Source organism: Marinomonas sp. FW-1 (assembly GCF_005222245.1).
Classification (GTDB): domain Bacteria; phylum Pseudomonadota; class Gammaproteobacteria; order Pseudomonadales; family Marinomonadaceae; genus Marinomonas; species Marinomonas alcarazii.
The window spans coordinates 1,801,696-1,824,176 of record NZ_CP025987.1; the positions used below are offsets into that span (position 1 = coordinate 1,801,696).

18 protein-coding genes are annotated in these 22,481 nt (G+C 43.9%); 15 read left to right on the forward strand and 3 right to left on the reverse strand.

The window, feature by feature from the left end; translation table 11 throughout:
* Position 1: 1 nt before the first annotated feature.
* From C1X04_RS08390 to C1X04_RS08440, 11 genes are all read left to right on the forward strand, one after another.
* On the forward strand, positions 2-637 hold the full coding sequence (locus C1X04_RS08390) for a 2-dehydro-3-deoxy-6-phosphogalactonate aldolase (protein ID WP_137169658.1): 636 nt from the start codon (positions 2-4) through the stop codon (positions 635-637).
* Positions 638-677: 40 nt separating this feature from the next.
* Positions 678-1,556 carry an SMP-30/gluconolactonase/LRE family protein gene (locus tag C1X04_RS08395; RefSeq protein ID WP_110572211.1) on the forward strand — a complete coding sequence of 293 codons (879 nt, stop codon included), beginning with the start codon at positions 678-680 and terminating at the stop codon, positions 1,554-1,556.
* A gap of 3 nt (positions 1,557-1,559) precedes the next feature.
* Positions 1,560-3,530 carry a beta-galactosidase gene (locus C1X04_RS08400; RefSeq protein ID WP_137169659.1) on the forward strand — a complete coding sequence of 657 codons (1,971 nt, stop codon included), beginning with the start codon at positions 1,560-1,562 and terminating at the stop codon, positions 3,528-3,530.
* 116 nt (positions 3,531-3,646) lie between these two features.
* Positions 3,647-4,870 (forward strand): ABC transporter substrate-binding protein, encoded by a 1,224-nt coding sequence (locus tag C1X04_RS08405; RefSeq protein WP_110572215.1) that lies wholly within the window; start codon positions 3,647-3,649, stop codon positions 4,868-4,870.
* Between the two features lie 233 nt (positions 4,871-5,103).
* A complete protein-coding gene (locus C1X04_RS08410) occupies positions 5,104-6,660 on the forward strand; it encodes an ABC transporter substrate-binding protein (protein WP_254682365.1) in 1,557 nt (518 codons plus the stop codon).
* Positions 6,657-7,589 carry an ABC transporter permease gene (locus tag C1X04_RS08415; RefSeq protein ID WP_137169661.1) on the forward strand — a complete coding sequence of 311 codons (933 nt, stop codon included), beginning with the start codon at positions 6,657-6,659 and terminating at the stop codon, positions 7,587-7,589. The genes C1X04_RS08410 and C1X04_RS08415 overlap by 4 nt, the downstream gene beginning before the upstream one ends.
* Positions 7,586-8,371: an ABC transporter permease gene (locus C1X04_RS08420; RefSeq protein WP_245926949.1), complete on the forward strand. Its 786-nt coding sequence runs from the start codon at positions 7,586-7,588 to the stop codon at positions 8,369-8,371. The genes C1X04_RS08415 and C1X04_RS08420 overlap by 4 nt, the downstream gene beginning before the upstream one ends.
* Complete coding sequence (locus tag C1X04_RS08425; protein ID WP_137169662.1) at positions 8,368-9,756, forward strand: ABC transporter ATP-binding protein; 1,389 nt, start codon at positions 8,368-8,370, stop codon at positions 9,754-9,756. Before C1X04_RS08420 ends, C1X04_RS08425 begins: the two co-directional genes overlap by 4 nt.
* Positions 9,757-9,940: 184 nt before the next feature.
* Positions 9,941-10,192: a hypothetical protein gene (locus C1X04_RS08430; protein ID WP_137169663.1), complete on the forward strand. Its 252-nt coding sequence runs from the start codon at positions 9,941-9,943 to the stop codon at positions 10,190-10,192.
* A 107-nt stretch (positions 10,193-10,299) separates the two neighbouring features.
* Positions 10,300-14,400, forward strand: a complete 4,101-nt coding sequence (locus tag C1X04_RS08435) for a response regulator (RefSeq protein ID WP_137169664.1) — start codon at positions 10,300-10,302, stop codon at positions 14,398-14,400.
* Positions 14,391-15,317: a diguanylate cyclase gene (locus C1X04_RS08440; protein WP_110572227.1), complete on the forward strand. Its 927-nt coding sequence runs from the start codon at positions 14,391-14,393 to the stop codon at positions 15,315-15,317. Before C1X04_RS08435 ends, C1X04_RS08440 begins: the two co-directional genes overlap by 10 nt.
* A gap of 88 nt (positions 15,318-15,405) precedes the next feature.
* Here C1X04_RS08440 and leuA read toward each other — a convergent pair whose 3' ends face one another.
* Complete coding sequence (leuA, locus tag C1X04_RS08445) at positions 15,406-17,079, reverse strand: 2-isopropylmalate synthase (protein ID WP_110572229.1); 1,674 nt, start codon at positions 17,077-17,079, stop codon at positions 15,406-15,408.
* Between the two features lie 210 nt (positions 17,080-17,289).
* Between leuA and C1X04_RS08450 the strand changes: the two genes are divergently transcribed.
* Both C1X04_RS08450 and ribA read left to right on the forward strand, forming a co-directional pair.
* Positions 17,290-17,766, forward strand: coding sequence for an Lrp/AsnC family transcriptional regulator (locus tag C1X04_RS08450; protein WP_217495024.1), 477 nt, complete (start codon positions 17,290-17,292; stop codon positions 17,764-17,766).
* Positions 17,767-17,875: 109 nt separating this feature from the next.
* Positions 17,876-18,484: a GTP cyclohydrolase II gene (gene ribA / locus C1X04_RS08455; RefSeq protein ID WP_110572233.1), complete on the forward strand. Its 609-nt coding sequence runs from the start codon at positions 17,876-17,878 to the stop codon at positions 18,482-18,484.
* A gap of 87 nt (positions 18,485-18,571) precedes the next feature.
* Here ribA and C1X04_RS08460 read toward each other — a convergent pair whose 3' ends face one another.
* Entirely contained in the window at positions 18,572-19,777 is a 1,206-nt protein-coding gene (locus C1X04_RS08460; RefSeq protein ID WP_137169665.1) for a DEAD/DEAH box helicase, read from the reverse strand.
* Positions 19,778-19,988: 211 nt separating this feature from the next.
* On the opposite strand from C1X04_RS08460, the gene C1X04_RS08465 reads away from it, so the two are divergent.
* A complete protein-coding gene (locus tag C1X04_RS08465; RefSeq protein ID WP_137169666.1) occupies positions 19,989-20,549 on the forward strand; it encodes a DUF1415 domain-containing protein in 561 nt (186 codons plus the stop codon).
* A gap of 81 nt (positions 20,550-20,630) precedes the next feature.
* Positions 20,631-21,464 (forward strand): S1 RNA-binding domain-containing protein, encoded by an 834-nt coding sequence (locus C1X04_RS08470; RefSeq protein WP_137169667.1) that lies wholly within the window; start codon positions 20,631-20,633, stop codon positions 21,462-21,464.
* Positions 21,465-21,490: 26 nt separating this feature from the next.
* Here the strand turns inward: C1X04_RS08470 and C1X04_RS08475 are convergent, their stop codons facing one another.
* Positions 21,491-22,438, reverse strand: a complete 948-nt coding sequence (locus C1X04_RS08475; protein ID WP_137169668.1) for a ketopantoate reductase family protein — start codon at positions 22,436-22,438, stop codon at positions 21,491-21,493.
* Between the last annotated feature and the right edge of the window lie 43 nt (positions 22,439-22,481).

Sequence of the window (22,481 nt, forward strand, 5' to 3'; positions counted from 1 at the left end):
TATGAAACATTCTTTTGATGCATTGATGCAAGAGTTTCCAATGGTTGCCATTTTGCGTGGGATAACACCAGCTGAAGTGGTTGAGCATGCTCAAGTTTTAATTGATGCTGGTTTTCGCTTAATTGAAGTGCCACTCAATTCGCCTGATGCGTTTACCAGTATTCGTTCTCTTCAGGAAAAGTTTGGTGATCAAGTGTTGATTGGTGCTGGTACGGTTTTGACCATGGCGCAGTTAACCGAGCTGGTTGATACTGGGGCGAAATTAATGGTGTGTCCACACACCGATGTTGAATTGATTAAGGCTGCGAAAGTGGCTGGCTTGTATGCTATGCCAGGCTTTTTTACGGCGAGTGAAGCCTTTGCGGCATTGCACGCAGGCGCAAATGCGGTGAAGCTGTTTCCTGCCGAAGCCTTGCCAACCATTAATGTAGTGAAAGCCTTGGGTGCGGTGATTCCCGCCGAAACTTGGTTGTGTCCAGTGGGCGGTGTCACGCCTGCCAATGTCGAGGACTATTTAAATGTCGGTGCTCGTGGGTTTGGTTTAGGTTCGGCTTTGTATAAAAAGGGTCAATCGGTCGAAGTCACTAAAACGAATGCAGATGCTTTTGTGGCGGCTTGGAAGGCTTATCAAAAATAGCTCTCTTTAACTATAAAGTAGAGATAGGAGAATAAAAATAATGAAGCAAATTAGTACTCAGCGACATCAATTAGCGGAAGGGCCTTTTTGGAGTCAGTCAGAACAAGCTTTGTATTGGGTTGATATTCCAGCCTGCCAAGTATGGCGTTGGCATCAAGAGTCAAATGAATACCAACATTGGACTTTGCCGAAAAAAGTGTCAGCAGTATTTACCACGCAAAGTGATCGACTGTTGGTGGCTTTGGCGGATTCTGTCGCGTATTTGGATAAATCTACAGGGGAGTTAGAGCACCTGTGCGATCTAGATACCGATATTCCTGGGAACCGCAGTAACGATGCCAAATGTGATCCAAATGGTGTGTTATGGCTTGGCACAATGGACGATGCAGAGGAACAAGCATCAGGGCGTCTATGGAAAATCACGCCAGAAGGTAAGAGAACATTGTTGCTTGAAGGGGTTGGTATTTCAAACACCTTGGCATGGGATGAAGCGCGCGGTCGTTTTTATTTTGGTGATTCAATGACACGCAAAGTGCATGCTTTTCCATACCCAGAATTTTATGACGTGCGCAGCCAAAAACCATTTTTCGAAGTGAAAGAGGGCATCGGTGCGGATGGTTCTTGTATCGATGCCGAAGCCTGTATTTGGAATGCGAATTGGGACGGTTCTCGTATTGTACGCTACAGCCCAGAAGGTGAGGTTTTGCAGACGATTGAGTTGCCGTTCTCTAAGCCGACAAGCTGTGTGTTTGGTGGTGCTGATGGCAATACTTTGTTTATTACATCGGCGAGTGTCGCCACAAGTGAAAGCGAATTAGCAGAAAAGCCGTTGTCTGGTCATGTTGTTGCTATCGATTTGAAGGCCACATTGGGTCTTGATATCACAGGTGAACCAAGTCAGCCATTTGCTGGAGCGTAGAATATGAAGTTAGGTGTTTGTTATTACCCAGAGCATTGGCCAAAAACTCGTTGGCGAGAAGATGCACAGCATATGCAGCGTATTGGAATTGAATACGTTCGGATAGGCGAATTCAGTTGGAGCACAATTGAACCGACTCCGGGCGAGCTGCATTGGGAATGGCTAGATGAATCCTTAGATATTCTTCATTCGCATGGTTTAAAAGTCATTTTAGGAACGCCAACTGCAACGCCACCAAAATGGTTGGTAGATCGTCATCCTTCTATGTTGGCAAAAGACGAGCAGGGCCGTGTGCGTAATTTTGGTTCTCGTCGACATTATACGTTTGCCAGCCTTGAATACCGTGAAGAATGTCGTCGCATAGTTACCATGATGGCAGAGCGTTATGGCCAACATCCAGCCGTAGCGTCTTGGCAAACTGACAATGAATTCGGCTGTCATGACACGATTCTAAGTTATGCAGATGCCGATCTTGCGGCTTTTCGGGTTTGGTTGGCAGAGAAATACGGCACGATTGAGGCATTGAATACGGCGTGGGGCAATGTGTTCTGGAGCATGGATTATCGCTCTTTTGACGAAATTGAATTGCCAAATTTAACCGTGACAGAAGCCAATCCTTCTCATCGTTTGGATTTTCAGCGTTGTTGTTCTGATCAAGTGGTCGCGTTTAACAAGCTGCAGGTAGATATTTTGCGCGAGCATTCTGCAGGGCGTGATTTGGTCCATAACTACATGGGCTTTTTTACTGCTTTCGATCACCACAAAGTTGGGCAAGATCTGGATGTGGCGAGTTGGGATACTTACCCATTGGGCTTTTTAGACCAAGAAGCCATTTATACCCAAGAAGAAAAACATCAGTATTTACGTGTTGGTCATCCTGATTTTGGTGCTTTCCATCATGATTTATATCGCGGTTGTGGTAAGGGTCGTTTGTGGATTATGGAACAGCAACCAGGGCCTGTGAACTGGGCGCCACATAATCCAACGCCTGCTGATGGTGCGGTGCGTTTATGGACATGGGAGGCTTTTTCCCATGGTGCTGAATTGGTTTCTTACTTCCGCTGGCGTCAGGCACCATTTGGTCAAGAACAAATGCACGCCGGTTTGTTACGCCCAGATGCGGAAGAAGCCGAAGCGGCAAAAGAAGCGACTTTGGTTGCGAATGAAGTGAAAGCATTGGCTGAAAAATTAGGGTTAGATGCTGATGAACTGATGTCCTTGCCAAGCGCTGGCAAAGTCGCTCTGATGTTTGATTACGACGCCTGTTGGTCATTGGATATTCAGCCACAGTCCCGCGCGTATCGTTATTTATTCTGGTGCTATCGTGTCTATGAAGCGTTGCGCGAAATCGGACTTTCAGTCGATATTATTCCAAGTGATGGACCATTAGACGCTTATGAGCTTCTCGTTTTACCTGCTCAAGCTCATATCACGCCACAGTTGCAAGAAAGACTAAATGCTTACCAAGGCGTGTTATTAGCGGGGCCAAGAACAGGCAGTAAAACGGACAGTTATCAAATTCCAGACAATCTTGCGCCGGGGCCATTGGCGGAATTATTGCCGTTAACGGTCGAACGTGTAGACGCTTTGCCTGAGCATACTCAGCCAGCCGTTTCTGGGCGCTGGGGAGCCGGTAGCGTGAAACATTGGCATGAGCAGATCAAGACAGATTTACCTTGTTTGCTAAGTGATCGTGGTGGCAATCCTGTGTTGATGGGCGAGGGACGACATTTTTATTTGGGCTCTTGCCTGGATAATAGTTTGTTGAAAGCCAGCTTGGCGAAGCTAGCAGACGTTGCTTCTCTGCCTACTTGTTATTTGCCAGAAGGCGTGAGAATTCGTGAGCGCGGTAATGTCATTTTTGTCTTTAATTATTCTTCGCAATCGGTGGTTTTTGAACCAGACAATGCTGAGTTGGTTTTGGGTAATAGAACGCTAAATGGTGCAGATGTTTCCATTTGGAAGAAAAAGTAAATTCTTTGCCAGGGAATAAAGTGGAACTTTGTTTCGTTTATTGATTTTTGCGCTTTTATGGTCAATACTGAAACTTGGTTCCATTTAATAAAAAAATAAAAAGAGGGCTTTAATAAATGAAAAAATTACAATCTTTATTGGTAGGGGCAATGGCATTGAGTGCTGTCTCTATCGCCAATGCGGGTACTTTGGTGATCAACTCCGATCAAGCGGACCCAGCGCCGAAAAAAGCGTTTACTGAAATCGTGCAGAAGTTTGAGAAAGAAAACCCTGACGTGACAGTGAAGTACAACTTGTACGACAAAGAAGGTTATAAAACCGCCATTCGAAATTGGTTGTCGACGACACCTCCTGATATTGTTTTCTGGTACGCGGGTAACCGTATGAAAGCCTTTGTTGACCGCGGCTTATTTGAAGACGTGAGTGACATCTGGAAAAACCAAGACCTCAAAGCCAATATGCCATCAGCCACTTCAGCGATGACTATTAAAGATAAGCAATGGGGCGTTCCTTATACTTATTATCAGTGGGGTATTTACTACCGCAAAGATATCTTTGATAAGTTAGGTTTGAGTGAGCCAAAAACGTGGGATGAATTTTTAGCGGTAAACGCGAAATTAAAAGCCAATGATATTGCGCCAATCGCGATTGGTACCAAGTATCTTTGGACTGCTGCGGGTTGGTTTGACTATTTGAATATGCGTACCAACGGTTTGGATTTTCACATCGATTTGATGGATGGCAAAATTCCTTACACTGATCCACGCGTTCGTAAAACGTTTGAACACTGGAAAGAGTTAATTGATAAGGGCTATTTCCTAGAAAATCATGCTTCTTATTCTTGGCAAGAAGCGCAGCCGTTTATGTATAACGGTAAAGCGGCTATGTATTTGATTGGTAACTTCATTGTACCTAACTTCCCTAAAGAGCTAGATGGGAAAATGGGTTTTTTCCAATTCCCACAAATAGATAGCAATGTGCCGATGGCCGAAGATGCGCCAATGGATACTATTCATATTCCAGCAAAAGCGGCGAACAAGAAAGACGCGCGTAAATTCCTAGAATTTATGGCTCGCCCAGACAACCAAACTTTGGTGAACGCTGCATTGTTGCAAATTCCTCCACATAAGAAAGCGAGTGCGCCAGATGACTTCTTCTTGAATAAAGGGGTTGAAATGCTAAGCAATGCTTCTGGTACAGCGCAGTTTTATGACCGTGATACGGATCCAAGCATGGCTCAAGAGGGTATGAAGGGTTTCCAAGAGTTCATGGTAAAACCTGAGCGTTTGGATGCGATTTTGAAACGTTTAGAGCGTGTTAGAAAGCGCGTTTTCAAATAGCAGCGAGTTTGCTTAAAGGCCACAATCCGCCTTTGAAGACTCCATACAGTTAGTATAAAACCAGTTCAATTAACGTTGAGCTGGTTTTTTTTGGCTTATAAATTAATGAGGTACGATTTTATTTTCTGGTTGTTTAAATTTTGTACGTTAATGAAAGCAATTCTCAAATGATTGCTAAATTCTTTCATTATGTTATATCATAACTTTTTATTATCGTTGTGGAAAATACGGATATGAAAGTAATGCCTTTTTATAAAAAAATACTAATGTGTGCCTCCATAGTGGTTGGGTTGTTGGCGCTAACAGCTTGTTCGGGGCCGACATCTTCTAACACAGTGTCAGTTAGCGGGGCTTTTGAATTCACCAGTCTAGATCCTTCAAAGAACGGTTATGTATTCAGTCGTATGCAAGTTTTGGAAACACTATTAGATGTGAATGAAAAAGGTTTGCTTATTCCTGCTTTAGCAAAGGAATGGCGAGTAAGTGATGACGCGAGAACTTGGACGTTCGATTTACGCGACGACGTGTATTTTCACGATGGTAGTTTGATGAATGCCGAGGCGGTTGTTAATAGTCTGTTGATTGCTCAGTCCAAGCATGGCGCGTTGAAAAAAGCGCCGATCGACAGTATTACCTCCGCGGGTGATCATTCTGTGGTTATTTCGTTATCGCGTCCTTACACTTTGCTGGGGGCGGTGTTAGCGAATTATGCCAATAGCATTTTATCTCCTTCTGCGTATGGAAAGGATAAGGAAGTTGTGGCGTTATCGGGTACTGGTCCTTACAAAGTCTTTCAGTTTGCTCCGCCACATAAGCTGGTGGTTGAAAAGTTTGATGATTACTGGGGGAAAAAAGCCAGTATTCCTTACGCTAGCTACTTAACGGGTCACCGTGCTGAAAGTCGTGTTTTGCAAGCTAAAAGTGGTCAAGCGGATATTGTGTTTGGCTTAGACCCAGCCAGTCTGCCTTCGTTACAACGATTAGACACTTTGACTCTGCATTCGAACCCTATTCCTAGAACCATTGTTTTGAAGCTAAACAGCGGCCATCGCTTTTTAGATGATGTACGAGCACGTAAAGCCTTGAGTTTGGCGGTTGATAGACAGGGCATTGCCAAAAGTGTTTTGCGTATTCCAGGTTCAGAAACGGAGCAAATATTGCCGGCATCTATGTCGAATTGGTATTTGCAGAATGTTACTCCTGAAACTGAAGCGGCGGCTGGCACTCCTGAATCCTTGTTGGCGTCATTAGGTTGGAAGAAAAACGCCCAAGGAATGTTAGAGAGAAATGGTGAACCGTTTGAATTAACACTTATAACTTACGCAGACCGACCAGAATTAACCACGGTAGCGACGGCAATCCAAGCTCAGTGGGAAGCTATTGGTGTGTCGACAAAAGTAGAGGTTACGAATTCCAGTGCGATCGCAATGGGTCATCAAGATGGCTCTTTAGAGGTGGCGTTGATGGCTCGAAATTATGGTTTTATTGCCGATCCTTTGGGTGTGATGTTGTCTGATTTTGGTTCCAATGGCGGTGGCGATTGGGGAGCAATGAATTGGAATAATAGCGAATTTAGTGCCGACTTAATGACCTTAGAACACACCTCCGACCCAGTTAAATACAAAGAAATTGCTCAGCGCAGTGCGCAGATAATTTATGACGAACGTCCGATGATTCCTGTTTCTGCTTATGTTCAGCAAACGTCTGTTAATACACGGATTAAAGGTTTTCGTTTTGATCCTTTTGAGCGCAGCTACTATTTGAATGAAATGGAGTTTGTAAAACCATGAAGGCAATGCTGTTAAGACGGGCGCTTCAACTTATTACTGTGGTGTGGGGCGTTGGCACGTTAACCTTTATTTTGATGCGCTCATTGCCCGGTGATATGGCTTATCGCATAGCGGCCAGCCGATATGGGCAAGACAATGTGAATTCAGAAGCAGCAGCGTTAGTGCGCGCAGAGTTACAGTTAGATCAAAGCCCGTGGGTAGCCTATTGGCACTGGTTAACGGATCTTTTGCAATTCAAGTTAGGTGATTCGTTAGTGAGTGGCTTGCCAGTGATGGATTCTGTTCAGCATATGTTAGGGCATTCATTGTTGTTGGCTCTTTCTGGTTTGTTGTTGTCGGTCTTGATCGCTGTGCCACTGGGCTTGCTCAGTGCATGGCGTGGTAACCCTTTAGACTCTGTTTTTATGGGGCTCTCTAGTGTGATTCGCGCTATGCCTGTTTTTGTGGTTGGTGTGTTACTGCTTTTGCTGTTTGCTTTGAATTGGCGGTTGTTTCCAGTAGCAGGTTTTGGGACGCCTGCACATCTCGTGTTGCCTGCTTTCACCTTGGCTATTAGCTTGGCTGCCGTGTCGAATCGCGTGGTGAGGGACTCGGCTAAGCAGACTTTTCAAGCTGCTTTCTATCGTTTTTCTCGGGTAAAGGGCTTGTCTGAATGGCAAACCTTTCGACAGCATGGTGTTCGTAATATTGCTGTGCCTGTGGTGGCGTTCTTTGGTATCCAATTGGTAAGTATGATCGAAGGGATTGTGATGATCGAGTCTTTGTTCTCGTGGCCCGGAATCGGCCATGGTTTGGCTCATGCTATTTTTGCTCGTGACATTCCGGTGATCCAAGGATCTGCTTTGGTCATGGGGATATTGTTTGTTTTGCTTAACACCTTGGTGGACATGATTTGTTTATGGATTGATCCAAGAGGAGTGAAAGCATGATGAGCATGAAAAAATCACAATGGGTTGGTTTGGCAATCTTATTCGCTCTGTTGGTGTTTTCATTGGGGGGAATGGCTTTTTCTCCTTATAGTATTTCCCAGCAAGATTTAAACGCCGTTATGGAGCCGCCTTCTGCGACTCATTGGCTGGGCACAGACCATTTTGGTCGAAGTATGTTTACGCGTATGGCGCATGCTGTTGGGTTGTCTTTCGCGTTGAGTCTGTTGTGTATGTTTACTTCCTCGCTGGTTGGAACGGCATTTGGTGTCTGGTCTGTTTGGGGTGGGAAGAAGGTCGATGTTGCCATGGGAATTGTGGTGAATATTCTTCTGGCGTTACCAGGTTTAGTGGTGGTGTTGCTGTTTGCCGCAATCGCGCCGGGCTCTTTTTTGGTGCTGTATTTGGCAATTTCTTTGGTGCAGTGGGTGGAATACTATCGCGTTGTTCGTGCTGTGACTCAAGGTGTAATACAAAGCCCTGCAAGGCAGTCGTCCCAGATGATGGGTTTTGGCCGCTGGTATCAATTTAAGCGTCATATTTGGCCGGCAATTTCGCCTTCGGTATTTACGCTTGCTGCATTTGGTGGCGCAAATGCTATTTTGACCATGGCCTCTTTGGGCTTTGTTTATGTTGGTATTCAGCCTCCGTTGGCTGAACTTGGCTTGATGACGGTTGAATTATTTCCGTTTTACAGTGAAGCGCCTTGGTTACTCGCTCAGCCCTTGTTAGTGATTGCCTTGATGGTGTTTGCATTTCATTTATTGGCAGGGAAACGAGCATGAGCGTATTACTGAAATTAACCAATGTGGCTGTTTATGTGGACGATACTTGTTTATTAGAGCCAATATCTTTGGCGTTAAAGCAAGGCGAGCCACTGACTATTCTGGGGCAAACTGGGTCTGGTAAAAGTCTATTGGCGCAGGCCATTATGGGACTATTGCCGGATGGTTTGACGGTGTCTGGTGAGATCGAAACCTTTGGCAAAGTGATGACGGTTGAAGAACGACAAGCTTTGTGGGGGCGCGAAATGGTTATGCTGCCGCAAGAGCCTTGGCATTCACTGGACCCTTTGATGAAAGGGGTCGATCAAGTTAAAGAAGTTTATCGTTTTGTCCGTGGCAATAGCCCTGAAAAGGCACTTGCGATGGCGGAAGAGGATCTCGCGCAAGTCGGTTTGGCTGGCAATGGCCATAAACGTCCAGACGAACTGTCGGGAGGCATGGCGCAGCGCCTTGCGATTACGGCGGCCACGGCGGGCGGTGCTCATGTTATCTTGGCGGATGAGCCAACCAAAGGGCTTGATGTGTCTCGACGTGATGGCATTGTTCGTTTGCTGCAAACTCGCGCAAAGATGGGCAGTTTGTTGACGATCACGCACGATGTGGAGGTGGCTCGTCAATTAGGTGGCTTGCTGTTGGTGATGAAGGAAGGTCGCTTGGTAGAAAAAGGAGAGGCGGCTAGCATCCTTGATTTTCCACAAGACGCTTACACTCAAGAACTGATTGCTGCTGAGCCAAGCGCTTGGTCGGACATCACTGCGCCAATTCGACAAGCAAACGCGAAGGATCTTATTGTTGCAAACGAGCTAGTGCTAGAGCGAGGAGGACGCGTCCTATTTGATCGTTTGTCTTTTACTATCAAGCAGGGGGAAGTGGTTGGTATCGTGGGTGATAGTGGCTGCGGTAAGTCTTCGCTTGGGGATGCTTTGCTGGGCTTACTGTCTATTTCATCTGGCAGTATTGTTCGTAGTGATAGCACCGCTAAGCCGTTTCAATGGCTGAAGCTATATCAAGACCCACCTTCAGCGTTTTCTTCTAGTGTGTCGCTCGGTCAGCTGTTGGATGATTTGGTGGCGTTGCATCGTATTGATGAAAGCCGTATTCCTCCTTTAATGGCTAAATTGAAACTACCAGCAGGGATTTTAGAGCGTAATTGTTTGTCGGTATCCGGTGGTGAATTACAACGCTTTGCCATATTACGCGCCTTGTTGCTTGATCCTGTTTTTCTGTTCGCAGATGAGCCGACATCACGTCTAGACCCGATTACGGCTAAGGAGGTAACGCAGTTATTGGTCGAGTTGGCCACTGAGGCGAATTGCGCTGTGTTGTTAGTGAGTCATGACCCTGACCTTATTCAGCGAACTTGTCATCAAGTTATTGCCTTATAAGTTAGGTTAAGGATCTGTGGTATTAGGTAAGTGCGTTCAAATGCGCTTGCTTAATATCTGCAGGTTACTTCTATTTAACATTGAAACAGCTAAATACACTGGCTTAAGGGTGAGTTTAGGTTTCACTTTTGTGTTGTCTATGATCTAATTTTTCTAATTAAATGGCTTTATTTAGGAAAATTATATGTCGTTCAAAAAAACTTTCTCTGTTGCTTTTGTTGGTGTTGCTGCAGTTGTTGCATCGACTGGCGCTTTTGCGTTTGAAGACTATTGCACGCCCAAACTGGACATTTATTTGAGCAATGTTCAGAAGACTGTGGATTCTGAGCATGTGTCAGATCGCCAAAAAGACGTAGCTCAGAAAATTTTAGATAAAGTGAAAGCAAGCCGAAATACTACTAAGGATTGTGTTCTTATCGATAAATTACTCCCTTAACTTATGACTTCGATGCAGCAAAACTTTTATTTTCTGTTATGTTTTATATAAAGCCTAGAATGATCGAATATATAGAGGCTTCTTGGTTTGTATTTAGGGGGAAATAAATGGATCCATTGCAAGCTTCTCTGAAAGTCGCTCGGTCTCTATTGGGGATGTCTTGTTCTGGTTTGCTGTTTGAAGATGGCCATGTTGTTATTTCAGGTGATGGGCACGGTGTCGATTTTACTGATAACTCATTTCACAGCAAAGAGTTAAATTCTTCTCGGCAACTCCACATACAGCAGCGTGCTGTCACGTCGCCTTTTTTGTCTCGTTACTCTCAGGTTTCCAGTTACCTTTCTGAATATATCCCGCTTTACAGGGCGCGTTTGTTTTTTTTAGACGTGGTCCCGTGTTCGACAGACATATCTGAAGTGAATGCGCATATTGATGATTTAGTGAATGTCTTTTCTGGGTTATTGGCGTCAGATCTTAGTCAATCATCAAGTGAAACTCCTGAGTTCATGAAAGACGAAGCGCTGTTAAGTTTAAGCAATAATGTGCCAGTTTATCTGGCCTTGCTCGATTGCGAATTACGCTATCAGTTCGTTAATGAAGCTTACGCCCAGCGTTTCAACTCGTCGCGTGATGCTTGTTTAGGGAAATATGTAAAAGACTTGGTTCCTGCTGAGGTTTACACGAAGATTGAACCTAAATTGAGAGAGGCGCTGCAAGGTTCAACCGTAGAATTTCATTATGAAGTTGACTATTCGAAGAGTGGTGGTGAGGTTAGATTTAATAAGTCGTCATATATTCCTCGAATAGAGCAAGGGCAAGTGGTTGGCATTTATGTGTGTGTGCAAGATGTTACCCGTCAAAGGCGAACTCTTAAAACACTACACCATTTGCATGAGGTTGCTACTAATGCAGAGCTATCATTGGATGATAAGTTACAAGAAATCCTCGAAATTGGTACTGAGCAATTTGCCCTCCCAATTGGTTTGATTAGCTCTATCACAGGAGACGTCTATGAGGTGAAATATTGTCAGACGCCAAATGGCGAGGTGCTTCAAGGAGAGCGGTTTGATTTAGCTGACACTTATTGTGTGCATGCGTTAGGCAGTAATGTACCAACCTCTTATTTCCATACGGCAATAAGTGACATCAAAGAGCATCCTTGTTATGTGATTTTTGGTTTAGAAGCTTATATCGGCATGGTTGTGCGTGTCGGTGGTAAGTGTTGGGGAGTATTAAGCTTTTCGAGTCCGGATCCCAAAAAATATCCATTCAGCGAAGATGATAATGAAGTCATGAAATTGTTGGCTCAATGGATTGGGAACGAAATGACGTTGGAACAGGATAGGGCCATACAGGCTCAGTACGAGAGAGAACTGCGAGAGCAAAAAATCTTCTTTGAGACCCTTTTTGTGAACGCACCAGAAGCCATCGTTATGGTTGGGGCTGATCGAGCAATTAAAATGATTAACCCGGCTTTCACAGAGCTTTTTGGTTATGAGCTTGACGAGGTGAAAGGAGAAAGCACTCGGATGCTTTATGCTGAAGAGCGTGATTTTTTAAATCAAGGCAAAGCGTATTCTAAAGACGTTGAAGATGTTTTAAACCGTTACCGCGTTAGCTATAAACACAAGCGGGGTAAGATTTTTCATGCTGAAACAATTGGTAATATGATCAAGAACCTTGATGGTAGCCTTGGTGGGTATATTGCACATGTGCGTGATGTAACAGAACGATTAGAAGTTGAAAGGCAAATGATCAACACTAACCTTCGCCTCTCTGTTGCGGCGGATGCGGCTGGTATTGGTGTTTGGGAATTTGATCTGCAGAGTAACAAATTACATTGGGATGAATGGATGTATCGTTTATACGGTACGTCAAAGTCGGCTGATGTGACACCTTTGGATGTTTGGGACGAGTGTGTGATCCCAGAAGATAAGGTCAGGCTAAGTGAGGTTTTTAGTAACTTAGATCGAAACGGTCATTTTACGGCACAAGAGTCCGATTATATTTCAAAGACTTTAGATTTTGATTTCAAAATTATCAGAAAGGATGGTCAAACCCGATACCTTAAGTCTAACGCGATTCTTGTGTTAGACAAGCAAGGTCATGCGTCCCATCTTGTTGGTGTGAATATGGATATCACTTCACGTAAAGAAACGGAAGTGCTGCTGCGGGATGCAAGTAAGCAAGCTGTTGCGGCAAGTAAGGCGAAAAGTGATTTTCTTGCCACAATGAGCCATGAAATCAGAACGCCACTAAATGGCGTATTAGGTATGGCCGAGTTGTTGTCTGGTACAGCTCTGAATCCTGAGCAAACCGAGCAATTGAAAGTGTTGCGCGAATCAGGCGAGGGGTTATTAACGCTAATTAATGACTTGTTGGATTTCTCTAAGATAGAAGCGGGCCATTTGTCGATTGAGCGAGTGGACTTTAATCTAGAGAAAAGCATTTACGATGTTGTTCGCATGCTGGTGGTCAAAGCCGAAGAGAAGGGCATTGATTTGCTTGTCGAATTTGATGAAAGCTGTCCTAGATTTTTAGTAGGCGATGTATTTCGTATTAAGCAGATCCTTATTAACCTGATTAGTAACGCCATTAAGTTTACCAGTGTTGGTCATGTGCTGGTGACGGTTAAAGGCACGGTAGATAAAAAAGGCATCGCAGCCCTGACATTGAGTGTATCGGACACAGGTGTTGGTATTGATAAAAATGTTCAGCCGTTATTGTTTAATGCTTTCGTGCAGGCAGATAGTTCGACGACGCGTAAATTTGGTGGCACAGGACTTGGATTGGCTATTACAAAGCAGCTGATCGATTTAATGAATGGCAGTATAGCTTTGGTCAGTGAACCAGATGTTGGTTCTACTTTTACTGTGACTGTGTCTTTGCCTGAAAGCCATGCTATTTCTCATATTGAGGCCATTATCAATGAAGACTTATTGATTGGTAAGAAAACATTAATTGTCGATGACAATGAGACGAATTTAACCATTTTGAAAAATCAGCTCCGCTCTTGTGATATTTACGCGGATGCTGAGAGTAAAACGGAAAAAGCCCTGCATAGAGTGATCCAAGCCTTAGACGACGGGGTACCGTATCAGATAGTGGTAACGGATTATATGATGCCCGATATAGACGGTTTGATGCTTACTCGACGTATTCGAGAAGTCACCGGATCCAATCATCAGCCGATTATTTTAATGACTACGTCGGCAGGACTGCTTACCAGTGAGGTGCTTTCCGATGCGGGTGTTAATATCAATGTCGCGAAACCCATGACAGGCGTGATGCTGAAAAAGAGCCTTATTGCGGCTTTGTCTACGCACTTTATTGGGCGTCAATACTCGTATTTAGATGCAAAAGAGCATTCTGCTGAAGATGAATCAACGGTCATAGATCAAGTTGAACATCAAAAGCGCGGACTGATCTTAGTTGTGGAGGATATGAAGGCGAATATGGCTGTTGCGAAAGGCATATTGGAGCGCATTGGGTTTGATGTTGTTGGTGCTGAGAATGGTGCGGTTGGTATTGAAATGTGGGAAGCGCATTATCCAGATCTGATTTTTATGGATCTGCATATGCCAGTTATGGATGGGCTTACTTCTATGCGGCATATTAGGCAGGCTGAAAAAAGTGCGGGCCGTACACGCGTTCCTATTCTGGCGTTGACTGCGGATATCATGCCCGAGACTTTGTCCGAGGTGTTTCGATCAGGCGGAAATGGTTTGCTACCTAAGCCATTCAAACAAAAAGAGTTTATTAGTATGTTAGATAAATGGTTGCCAGCGAATCAATCACAGCACGCAGATGAGGAACCGCCTGTGCTGTCTGCTGGTTCCGCTTTTACCGTGCAATCTGATGTCATTATTAATGAAGTCGCTCTAGGCGAATTGAAAATGATATTGGGGGACGATTTTGTATTATTGGTAGAGGCATTTTACGCTGATGCAGACAGTATCCTTGGCTCGTTTGAGGAAATACTTAAACAAGATGGTGATATCGATTGTGAGCACATTTCTCGGCTTGCACATAGCTTGAAATCCATTAGCCAAAATGTCGGGGCCATGACGATGTCTTCTATGGCGGCGCAACTTGAAAAAGAAGGTCGTGAGGGTGAAATACCTGAGCTGCATACGAAGTTGCAAGAGTTGTTGGCGATGTACCACGAAGTGAAAAATAAACTGCAGGATATACTGTCATGCCAATGAAAGTATTAATAGTTGATGACACAAATACAGATCGCTTGTTGCTTAAGTTGCATCTAGCGAAACTTGGCTACCGAACGATAGAGGCCAGCAACGGTAAAGAGGCTATAGAGCAATTTACGGCACATTCAGATGATTTGGATTTGATCTTAATGGATGTGCAAATGCCTTATTTAAACGGTTTTGATGCAGTGCGTTCTATTCGTGAAATACAAGAGCAGCAAAAACAGGAATGGCTTCCTGTCATTTTTTTAAGTGCCAGTGCGGAAGACGATGATGTAGAAGATGGTATCTTAGCGGGTGGCGATGACTATCTAATTAAGCCCATTAGCCAGAAAATATTATCCGCTAAAATGTTGGCCATGCAACGTATTGCAGATATGAGACGGCGTTTGGTTGAGTCCAATCTAGTTCTTGAAGAATTGGCCTCTACCGATCATTTAACAGGGGTTGCAAACCGTCGTGCCTTTGAGGTCATGTTAGAGCGAGAAATGTCCTTTACACGTCGATATGGTATGCCTATGGCGTGTGCGATATTTGACCTTGATAAATTTAAAACAATCAATGATACCTATGGTCATGATGCAGGAGATGCTGTGCTTGTGGAAGTTGTGCGACGCATCAATAAAAATCTAAGGGATGGCGATGTCATTGGCCGCTTAGGTGGGGAAGAATTTGGTATGATCTTGCCTAAAATGCATGAGGAAGAGATGTTATCGGCCTTTGATCGTTACCGTACAATCGTTGCAGAGCATCCTGTAGTGCACGAAGGTGTTGAGATTCCGGTTACGGCTAGTATCGGTGTGGCGCAATACACTGGGGATAATGGTGATAAGCTGACGTTGCTAAAGCGTGCTGACGAATGTTTGTACGAAGCAAAAGAGACTGGTCGCAATAAGGTTGTCTATCATTCAGAATAGAGCGACTGCTGGGTTTGTTATCGTGTAAATATAAAAAAAGCTGACAATAAAATTGTCAGCTTTTTTGTTTTTACTTCTAGCTCAAAAATTAAGCAACGGCAGAATCTTTGTTTTCAGTGATTTTTTGGTTCACGGTTGCCAATAATGCCTGGATGGATGCGGACACGATATCATTGTCGATGGCAACACCGTTGAAACGGTCGCCGTCTATATTTGCTTGAACATAGGCGATAGCTTGTGAATCACTGCCTACTGTCAACGCATGCTCCTGGTACTGGATAATATCCACTCGCATATTGAAGTGTTTGCCTAGCGCTTCGCTGAAGGCAGACAACGCACCATTACCATCGCCAGTAATCTTGATTGAGCTATTATTGCCTACCAATTCTGCATGAACGGTATCAACCTCATCTTTTGCAAGATCGTATTTGCCCAATTTGTATGGTGTCGTTCCGGTCATGAAGCTGTTTTCGAACAAGTCTTTCATGGATTGCGCGTTCACCACACCGCCGTCTTTTTCAGCAAACTGCTGAACAATTGGGCTGAATTCTACTTGCAACCAGCGAGGCAAAGCTAAGCCGTATTCTTGTTCAAGAGTATAAGCAACACCGCCTTTACCTGATTGGCTGTTCACACGAATAACTTCTTGGTAGCTACGACCTACATCGCGAGGATCGATTGGCAAGTATGCCACGTCCCACGGTTTGTCGTCTGTCTGATTCGCCAAACATTTCTTAATGGCATCTTGATGAGAGCCAGAGAAAGCGGTGAACACCAATTCGCCTGCGTATGGGTGACGCGGGTGAACTTGTAGCAAGGTGCAAGCTTGAACCACACTTATGATGCGGTCCATATCGCCTAACGCCAACTCTGGATCAATACCTTGGCTGTAAATGTTCATCGCCATAGTAACGATGTCCATGTTGCCTGTGCGCTCGCCGTTACCTAGCAATGTGCCTTCAATACGGTCTGCACCAGCCATTACGCCTAATTCTGCTGCCGCTACGCCACAACCACGGTCGTTGTGTGTGTGCAAGCTGACAATCATGCTGTCGCGCTTCTTAACATTACGGCAGAAATATTCAATTTGGTCTGCGTAGCGGTTAGGAGTGGATACTTCTACCGTAGCAGGCAAGTTAATAATAATTTTGTTGTCTGGTGTTGGTTGCCAAACTTCAGCAACCGCATCTACGACTTCTACTGCGTAGTCGATTTCTGTGCCAGTGAAGCTTTCAGGAGAGTATTGGAATACCCACTCTGTTTCTGGGTGCTTAGCGGCATGTTCTTTTACGCATTTTGCGCCATTAACCGCGATCTGTTTAACGCCTTCCATATCCATGCGGAATACTTGCTCGCGCTGTGTTGTAGACGTTGAGTTGTAAACATGGACAATGGCTTTTTTCGCGCCTTTTAGAGATTCGTAAGTACGCTCAATCAATTCTGGACGTGCTTGAGTCAATACTTGGATGTAGACATCGTCTGGCACTTGGTCTTCTTCGATTAACCAGCGGACAAAGTCAAAATCCAATTGAGAGGCGGCAGGAAAACCTACTTCGATCTCTTTAAAGCCAACATCTACTAGTAGGGCAAAAAATTGTTTCTTTTGTTCCACAGTCATTGGTTCAACCAAGGCTTGGTTGCCATCACGCAGGTCAACACTAGACCAAATAGGGGCTTTAGTGATTTCTTTATCAGGCCAAGTACGGTTTGTAATAGCGACTGGCTTGAATGGCGTGTACTTTGTATGGTCAAAAGACGACATGATCTTGTCCTTATTAATAGGAGGTCGATAAACCTCGTTGTTATTTGTGCGTCTTGAGTAGACGCTTTCTTTTGCTAGCGTTCTTTATTTCTTCAGTTTGTATAGTGTAAACAAAAAAGATGAGTAAAAGATTGCGTTTTTTATAGAATTTTCAATTCAAATGGCATTATATTGCGTAATGAAGAAAAAAATTAGCAATTTGGAGCTGTGATTATGGGTTTTGATAAAATTGACTTGAGTATATTGCGAGAGTTACAGCAAGATTCTAGCTTAACCAACCAAGAGTTAGCCGATCGGGTTGGTTTGTCTGCCTCACCTTGCTTACGAAGAGTTAAAGCGCTGGAAGACATTGGGGTGATTGATCGTAAGGTGACCATTTTAAAGAAGTCGAGTTTGGGGTTGAAGTTGACCGCTTTTTTGCAAATAAGTATGGATCGACATACACCAGATCGATTTAGTGTGTTCGAAGAGCAGGTGGATGTTTTTCCAGAAGTACGCAACTGTAACTTGGTGACTGGGCAGAATTGCGATTACTTATTGGAAGTCGTGGTAGAGGATATGGAAAAGTATCATGATTTTTTATTAGGAAAGTTGACACGCATCCCAGGCGTGACTGGTGTGCAGTCTAGTTTTTTGTTGCGTAGTGTAAAAGAGAGTACCGCTTTGCCTTTGGATCACCTGATTTAAAAGGTTATTTCCTTATTTGGCATTGATATTTTTGCTTTCGACCAAATTAATGGGCGTTATACTTGTACAATGTGCATAAAGTAAAAAAATCCCTAGTAGAGAAGATGTGATGAGCGATTTGACAATTAAGCGTCGAGTGATGATTCCCGTGAGGGCTGGCGACGTGATGGCGGAGTTTATTTCCTTTGATGGTGATGACTCAGGCAAAGAACATATAGGGATATTTTTTGAAGGAACACAGGGAAAAGAAGCCAATAGTATTCCGTTGGTTCGTCTACATTCAGAGTGTTTAACGGGTGATGTCTTTGGTTCAGGGCGCTGTGACTGTGGCGAACAATTAGACGAGGCCATTGATCTGATTAATGAACAGGGCGGATATATTCTTTATTTACGCCAAGAGGGTCGCGGTATTGGTTTATATGCAAAGCTAGAAGCGTATGCATTACAAGATAAGGGCTACGATACTTACCAAGCTAATGAAATGTTACATTTGCCAGATGATGGTCGCGATTTTGGTATTGCGGCGGAAATGTTGAAAGCATTAGGTGTGGATGAAGTTCGTTTATTGACCAATAACCCAGATAAAGCACAACAACTTATCGAACACGGTATTTCCGTTGCTGAGTTAGTGCCAACTAAAGTGCATGTAAATCAGCATAATCGTTTGTATTTAGAAACCAAAGCGAAACGCAAACTCCATACGTTGAAGTTTGATTGACTGTGATTGTTAGTAATACTTAAAAGCACAAAAAAGAAAGGCACTTTAAAAGTGCCTTTCTTTATTTTAGAGGATGTTATACCCGCTTTATTTTTTACTTGGTGCTGGTTTCTTCTTTTTCTTCTTGCTGCTTGGTGAGCGGGCTTTTGTTTTTGGCTCCAACCCTTCGATTCGACCGAACTTGATATTGGCCTGCATAAAGCGTTGGATCTTCTCGATCATTGGCAGGTCGTTAATGTCGATTAACGAGATGCAATCGCCAGGCGCGCCTTCACGTGAAGCTCGGCCTGCGCGGTGAATATAGGAATCCGCTTTGCGTGGTAGGCGAAGGTTAATTACTGTGTTGATTTCAGGAAGATCGATACCACGAGAGGCCACGTCTGTTGCTACCAATACCTGTAAGCGGCCACGTTTCATTTGTTTCATGTGTTCGCTGCGGTCACCTTGCTTCATTTCTCCGTGCAAACCGTCACACATTAAGCCCATTTTGCGAATGCGCTGAACCCAAATATCTACGTGCTCTCGGTTGGAAACAAATAATACCGCTTGCTGAACGCGTTCTTGTGTTAATAAATGCTTTAGTATGGCTTCTTTGTGTTCTTCGCTATCTACGCGGTAGGCCAATTGGCGAATTTGGCTTGGTACTGTGCGTGAAGATTCGCCAAGACGAATCTGTTCGGTTTCGCTGTTTAACAGCGCGCTAGCAAAGCGGCCCATTTTCTCGCCTTCAAGTGTGGCGGAAAACATAAGTGTTTGATGTTCTTTTGGTAACTCTTTGGCGATGTGGTTAATGGCATTAACAAAACCCATATCCAGCATACGGTCAGCTTCGTCGATAACGAAGTAAGAAACATCGGTTAGGTCTAACCATTGTTTGTCGTCGAGTTCGACCAGACGGCCAGGGGTGGCAATTAAGATATCGCATGGTTCGCTGAGTTGTTGCTGCTGCATGCCATAAGGCGTCCCACCAATGATAAGTTGAGACTGAATGCGTGTGTGCTGAGTCAGCTGTTCAACCACTTTGAAAATTTGGCGAGCTAGTTCTCGGCTTGGCGCTAAAATCAGCACTTTGGGTGCGGTAGTGGATTGTTCGTCGCGGTCAAGAATATGCTGAACAGCCGGTGCACAAAATGCGATGGTTTTGCCTGTGCCTGTTGGTGCGGTTGCAAGCAAGTCAGAACCATCTAAAGCGATTGGGATGGCTTGTTCTTGGATTTCTGTTGGGGTTTCAAAACCAAGATCACTAATAGCTTGTTCTATGGTGAAATCCAGATCTAATTCAGCAAATGACATGTAAACTCTCTGTAGCGGGATAAGTGGTACGGCCAAGTATGAATATCATAATAAATTTGGTCGTATGACCACTATAATGGACTGTAATGTAAGTCATGATACCTTGTTTTATGAGGATTCGAAATCGAAACATCAGATGATAATTGGATAAGTTAGACCCTTTGTACGCTTTGTTCTAAAATACTCATAAATATTTATAAGAAGACACGTTATGCTGTTATCAGATGAGTTGGTTACTGCCCAAACAATGACATGGGTAAAAGAGTTTATTGTAGGGTTGAATGTTTGTCCTTTTGCGAAACGTGAAGTGGAAAGAGACAGCGTGCGTTGCGTGGTGTTGCGATCGAAAAAAATGGATGTGGCGCTAGAGGAGTTAATGGCTGAAATTCAGTGGTTAGACGAGCATCCTGAGACAGAAACAACTTTATTGATTTTTCCGACCATATTTAAGGATTTTCATCGTTATTTAGACTTTGTTGAAACGGCGGAAAACCTTATGTTTGATCAAGGTTGTGAGGGTGTGTATCAGCTCGCAACTTTTCACCCTGATTATTGTTTTGCAGGCACTGAACCAGATGATGTATCCAATTACACCAATCGTTCGCCTTACCCTATGCTGCATCTTTTAAGAGAAGCGAGTGTTGATAAGGCGATTGAGTTTTATGGTGATACTGCTGAGATACCGAATCAAAATATTGAAAAAATGGAAGAGCTTGGGAAGTCTAAATTAGACGGTATATTTGCTGGTTGTATGAAAGCAGATAATGACTAACTTATAACATTCAAATTGAACTGTATTGCGCTTATTGATGAAGTGCGTATAGTGCGAAAAAAATTGCTTGCCGGAGAACTCATGGCTACACAAATTGGGCGCTTAAATACATTAAGAGTCGTTAAAGAAAAAGATTTTGGTGTGTATTTAGACGCCGACCAATTAGGCGAAATTTTACTTCCTAAACGTTACGTACCAAAAGATGTGACAGTGGGAGACGAAGTGGAAGTATTTGTCTATTTGGATTCAGACGATAAATTAATTTCCACCACTGAATTTCCTAAGGCGCAGGTGGGGGAGTTTGCTGCATTAACGTCAATAGCAGTCAACCAAGTGGGGGCGTTTTTTGATTGGGGCTTGCCAAAAGATTTGTTGGTGCCTTTTAGTCAGCAGAAGAATCGCGTAGAAGAAGGTGAAACACATTTGTTGTTCATCTACTTGGACCAAACAACCAATCGCATTGTGGCGACAACCAAAGTGGATGCCTTGCTGAATCGTGAGGAAGCGCCTTATCGAGTGGGAGATAAAGTTTCCATCATCATTGGCGACAAGACAAATATTGGTTTTAAGTGTGTGATCGATAACCGCTTCTGGGGTGTTTTATTCTTCGAAGATGCATTTAGGCAACTGCGCAAAGGTGAAAAGACCGTTGGCTTTATTAAGCAAATGCGAGAAGACGGCAAAATCGACTTAAGCTTGCAAGAAGTTGGCTACAAGAAAGTGCGTAATATATTAGACGACATTCTTGATTATTTGGATGCTCATGGTGGCGAGTCACCATTGACCGATAAAGCCTCTCCAGAAGCCATCTATGCGGTATTTAAAGTCAGTAAGGCGACCTATAAAAAAGCTTTGGGCGCGCTTTATAAAGAGAAGAAAATTCTTCTTACGAAAGAAAAGATCACTAAAATCTAATCTTGTGTGAATCAATAAAAAAGCTGCTAAGAGAGACTTAGCAGCTTTTTTTTCACCTCTTCACGCTGTTCTGCGTGGGCAACGCCATCAAAAAGCAGTCGCTGTACGGGCAACTCTATTGGACTGTTATCAAGTAAAAAGCCAGAAATAAAATTGTTTTCAGTTTGTCGCTGTAGTCGGATGTCTTCGTGCATGGAGGACCGATTTAAGCGGGTGAGTTGGGCGATGGTGTTTACTCTGTTCTTTAGGTTATCTCGGGTGAGGTGTTGGCTTTCTTGTAAGTAGCTAAACTTAGGATGGGTAAAAACGCTGGACAATTCTGAGAGAGTGGCGTCGATCAGTGGCTTGTATTCATCATTCAATATATCGCCGTTATGGATGTTGAAAATAGCGGTAATAGGGTTAATAACTGCATTAACGGCGAGTTTTTCAATCATTCGTTGGTGGATGTTAGTTACCGTCATTCCTTCCAGTGGAAAGTCTTTGGCTGGTGTCGTTGGACGCCATTGGCCGAAGTAGGTGTCACCCAGTCCCGTGTGCTTTATGTGGTTTGCTTCTATTTTGAGTACGCCTTCGCTGGTGGTGCCAGCCCAAAGGGTTTGTGTTTCTAGTAGTTTGTTTTGAAGTTCTTCTTGTGCCCCTATGCCATTACAAAGGCAAGCAATATCGGCATCGTTTGTAATGTGTGCTTCTACTTGGGTGAAAGCATTTTTGAGGTCAAAAGACTTAGTGCAGATTAGCACTTTATCGTATTGGTCGGTTAGCTCTTCAGCAGTAAAGCTTTTGATTTTATGTTTGGTTGTGCAAACCTGCTGTTGACCTTCTTCGTCAGTAAGCGATTCCAAGGTGATTTTCTTCCCGGGGCTCTCTGATCGATACACTAGATGGACTTTATTGCCGAGTTTTTCTAGCTTACAAGCCCAAAAAAGGCCGATAGCGCCAGCGCCGATGACTAACCAAGGCGTGTTCTTCATAATAGGTTTCCATTAGGTGTTTTATTTCAATCCCTGTTATTAT

Coding starts and splice junctions, on each gene's coding strand:
- C1X04_RS08390 (WP_137169658.1), top strand. CDS start 2: ATGAAACATTCTTTTGATGCATTGATGCAAGAGTTTCCAATGGTTGCC.
- C1X04_RS08430 (WP_137169663.1), top strand. CDS start 9,941: ATGTCGTTCAAAAAAACTTTCTCTGTTGCTTTTGTTGGTGTTGCTGCA.
- C1X04_RS08420 (WP_245926949.1), top strand. CDS start 7,586: ATGATGAGCATGAAAAAATCACAATGGGTTGGTTTGGCAATCTTATTC.
- C1X04_RS08405 (WP_110572215.1), top strand. CDS start 3,647: ATGAAAAAATTACAATCTTTATTGGTAGGGGCAATGGCATTGAGTGCT.
- C1X04_RS08400 (WP_137169659.1), top strand. CDS start 1,560: ATGAAGTTAGGTGTTTGTTATTACCCAGAGCATTGGCCAAAAACTCGT.
- C1X04_RS08415 (WP_137169661.1), top strand. CDS start 6,657: ATGAAGGCAATGCTGTTAAGACGGGCGCTTCAACTTATTACTGTGGTG.
- C1X04_RS08395 (WP_110572211.1), top strand. CDS start 678: ATGAAGCAAATTAGTACTCAGCGACATCAATTAGCGGAAGGGCCTTTT.
- leuA (WP_110572229.1), bottom strand. CDS start 17,079: ATGTCGTCTTTTGACCATACAAAGTACACGCCATTCAAGCCAGTCGCT.
- C1X04_RS08460 (WP_137169665.1), bottom strand. CDS start 19,777: ATGTCATTTGCTGAATTAGATCTGGATTTCACCATAGAACAAGCTATT.
- C1X04_RS08465 (WP_137169666.1), top strand. CDS start 19,989: ATGCTGTTATCAGATGAGTTGGTTACTGCCCAAACAATGACATGGGTA.
- C1X04_RS08475 (WP_137169668.1), bottom strand. CDS start 22,438: ATGAAGAACACGCCTTGGTTAGTCATCGGCGCTGGCGCTATCGGCCTT.
- C1X04_RS08425 (WP_137169662.1), top strand. CDS start 8,368: ATGAGCGTATTACTGAAATTAACCAATGTGGCTGTTTATGTGGACGAT.
- C1X04_RS08410 (WP_254682365.1), top strand. CDS start 5,104: ATGAAAGTAATGCCTTTTTATAAAAAAATACTAATGTGTGCCTCCATA.
- C1X04_RS08470 (WP_137169667.1), top strand. CDS start 20,631: ATGGCTACACAAATTGGGCGCTTAAATACATTAAGAGTCGTTAAAGAA.
- C1X04_RS08440 (WP_110572227.1), top strand. CDS start 14,391: ATGCCAATGAAAGTATTAATAGTTGATGACACAAATACAGATCGCTTG.
- C1X04_RS08435 (WP_137169664.1), top strand. CDS start 10,300: ATGGATCCATTGCAAGCTTCTCTGAAAGTCGCTCGGTCTCTATTGGGG.
- ribA (WP_110572233.1), top strand. CDS start 17,876: ATGAGCGATTTGACAATTAAGCGTCGAGTGATGATTCCCGTGAGGGCT.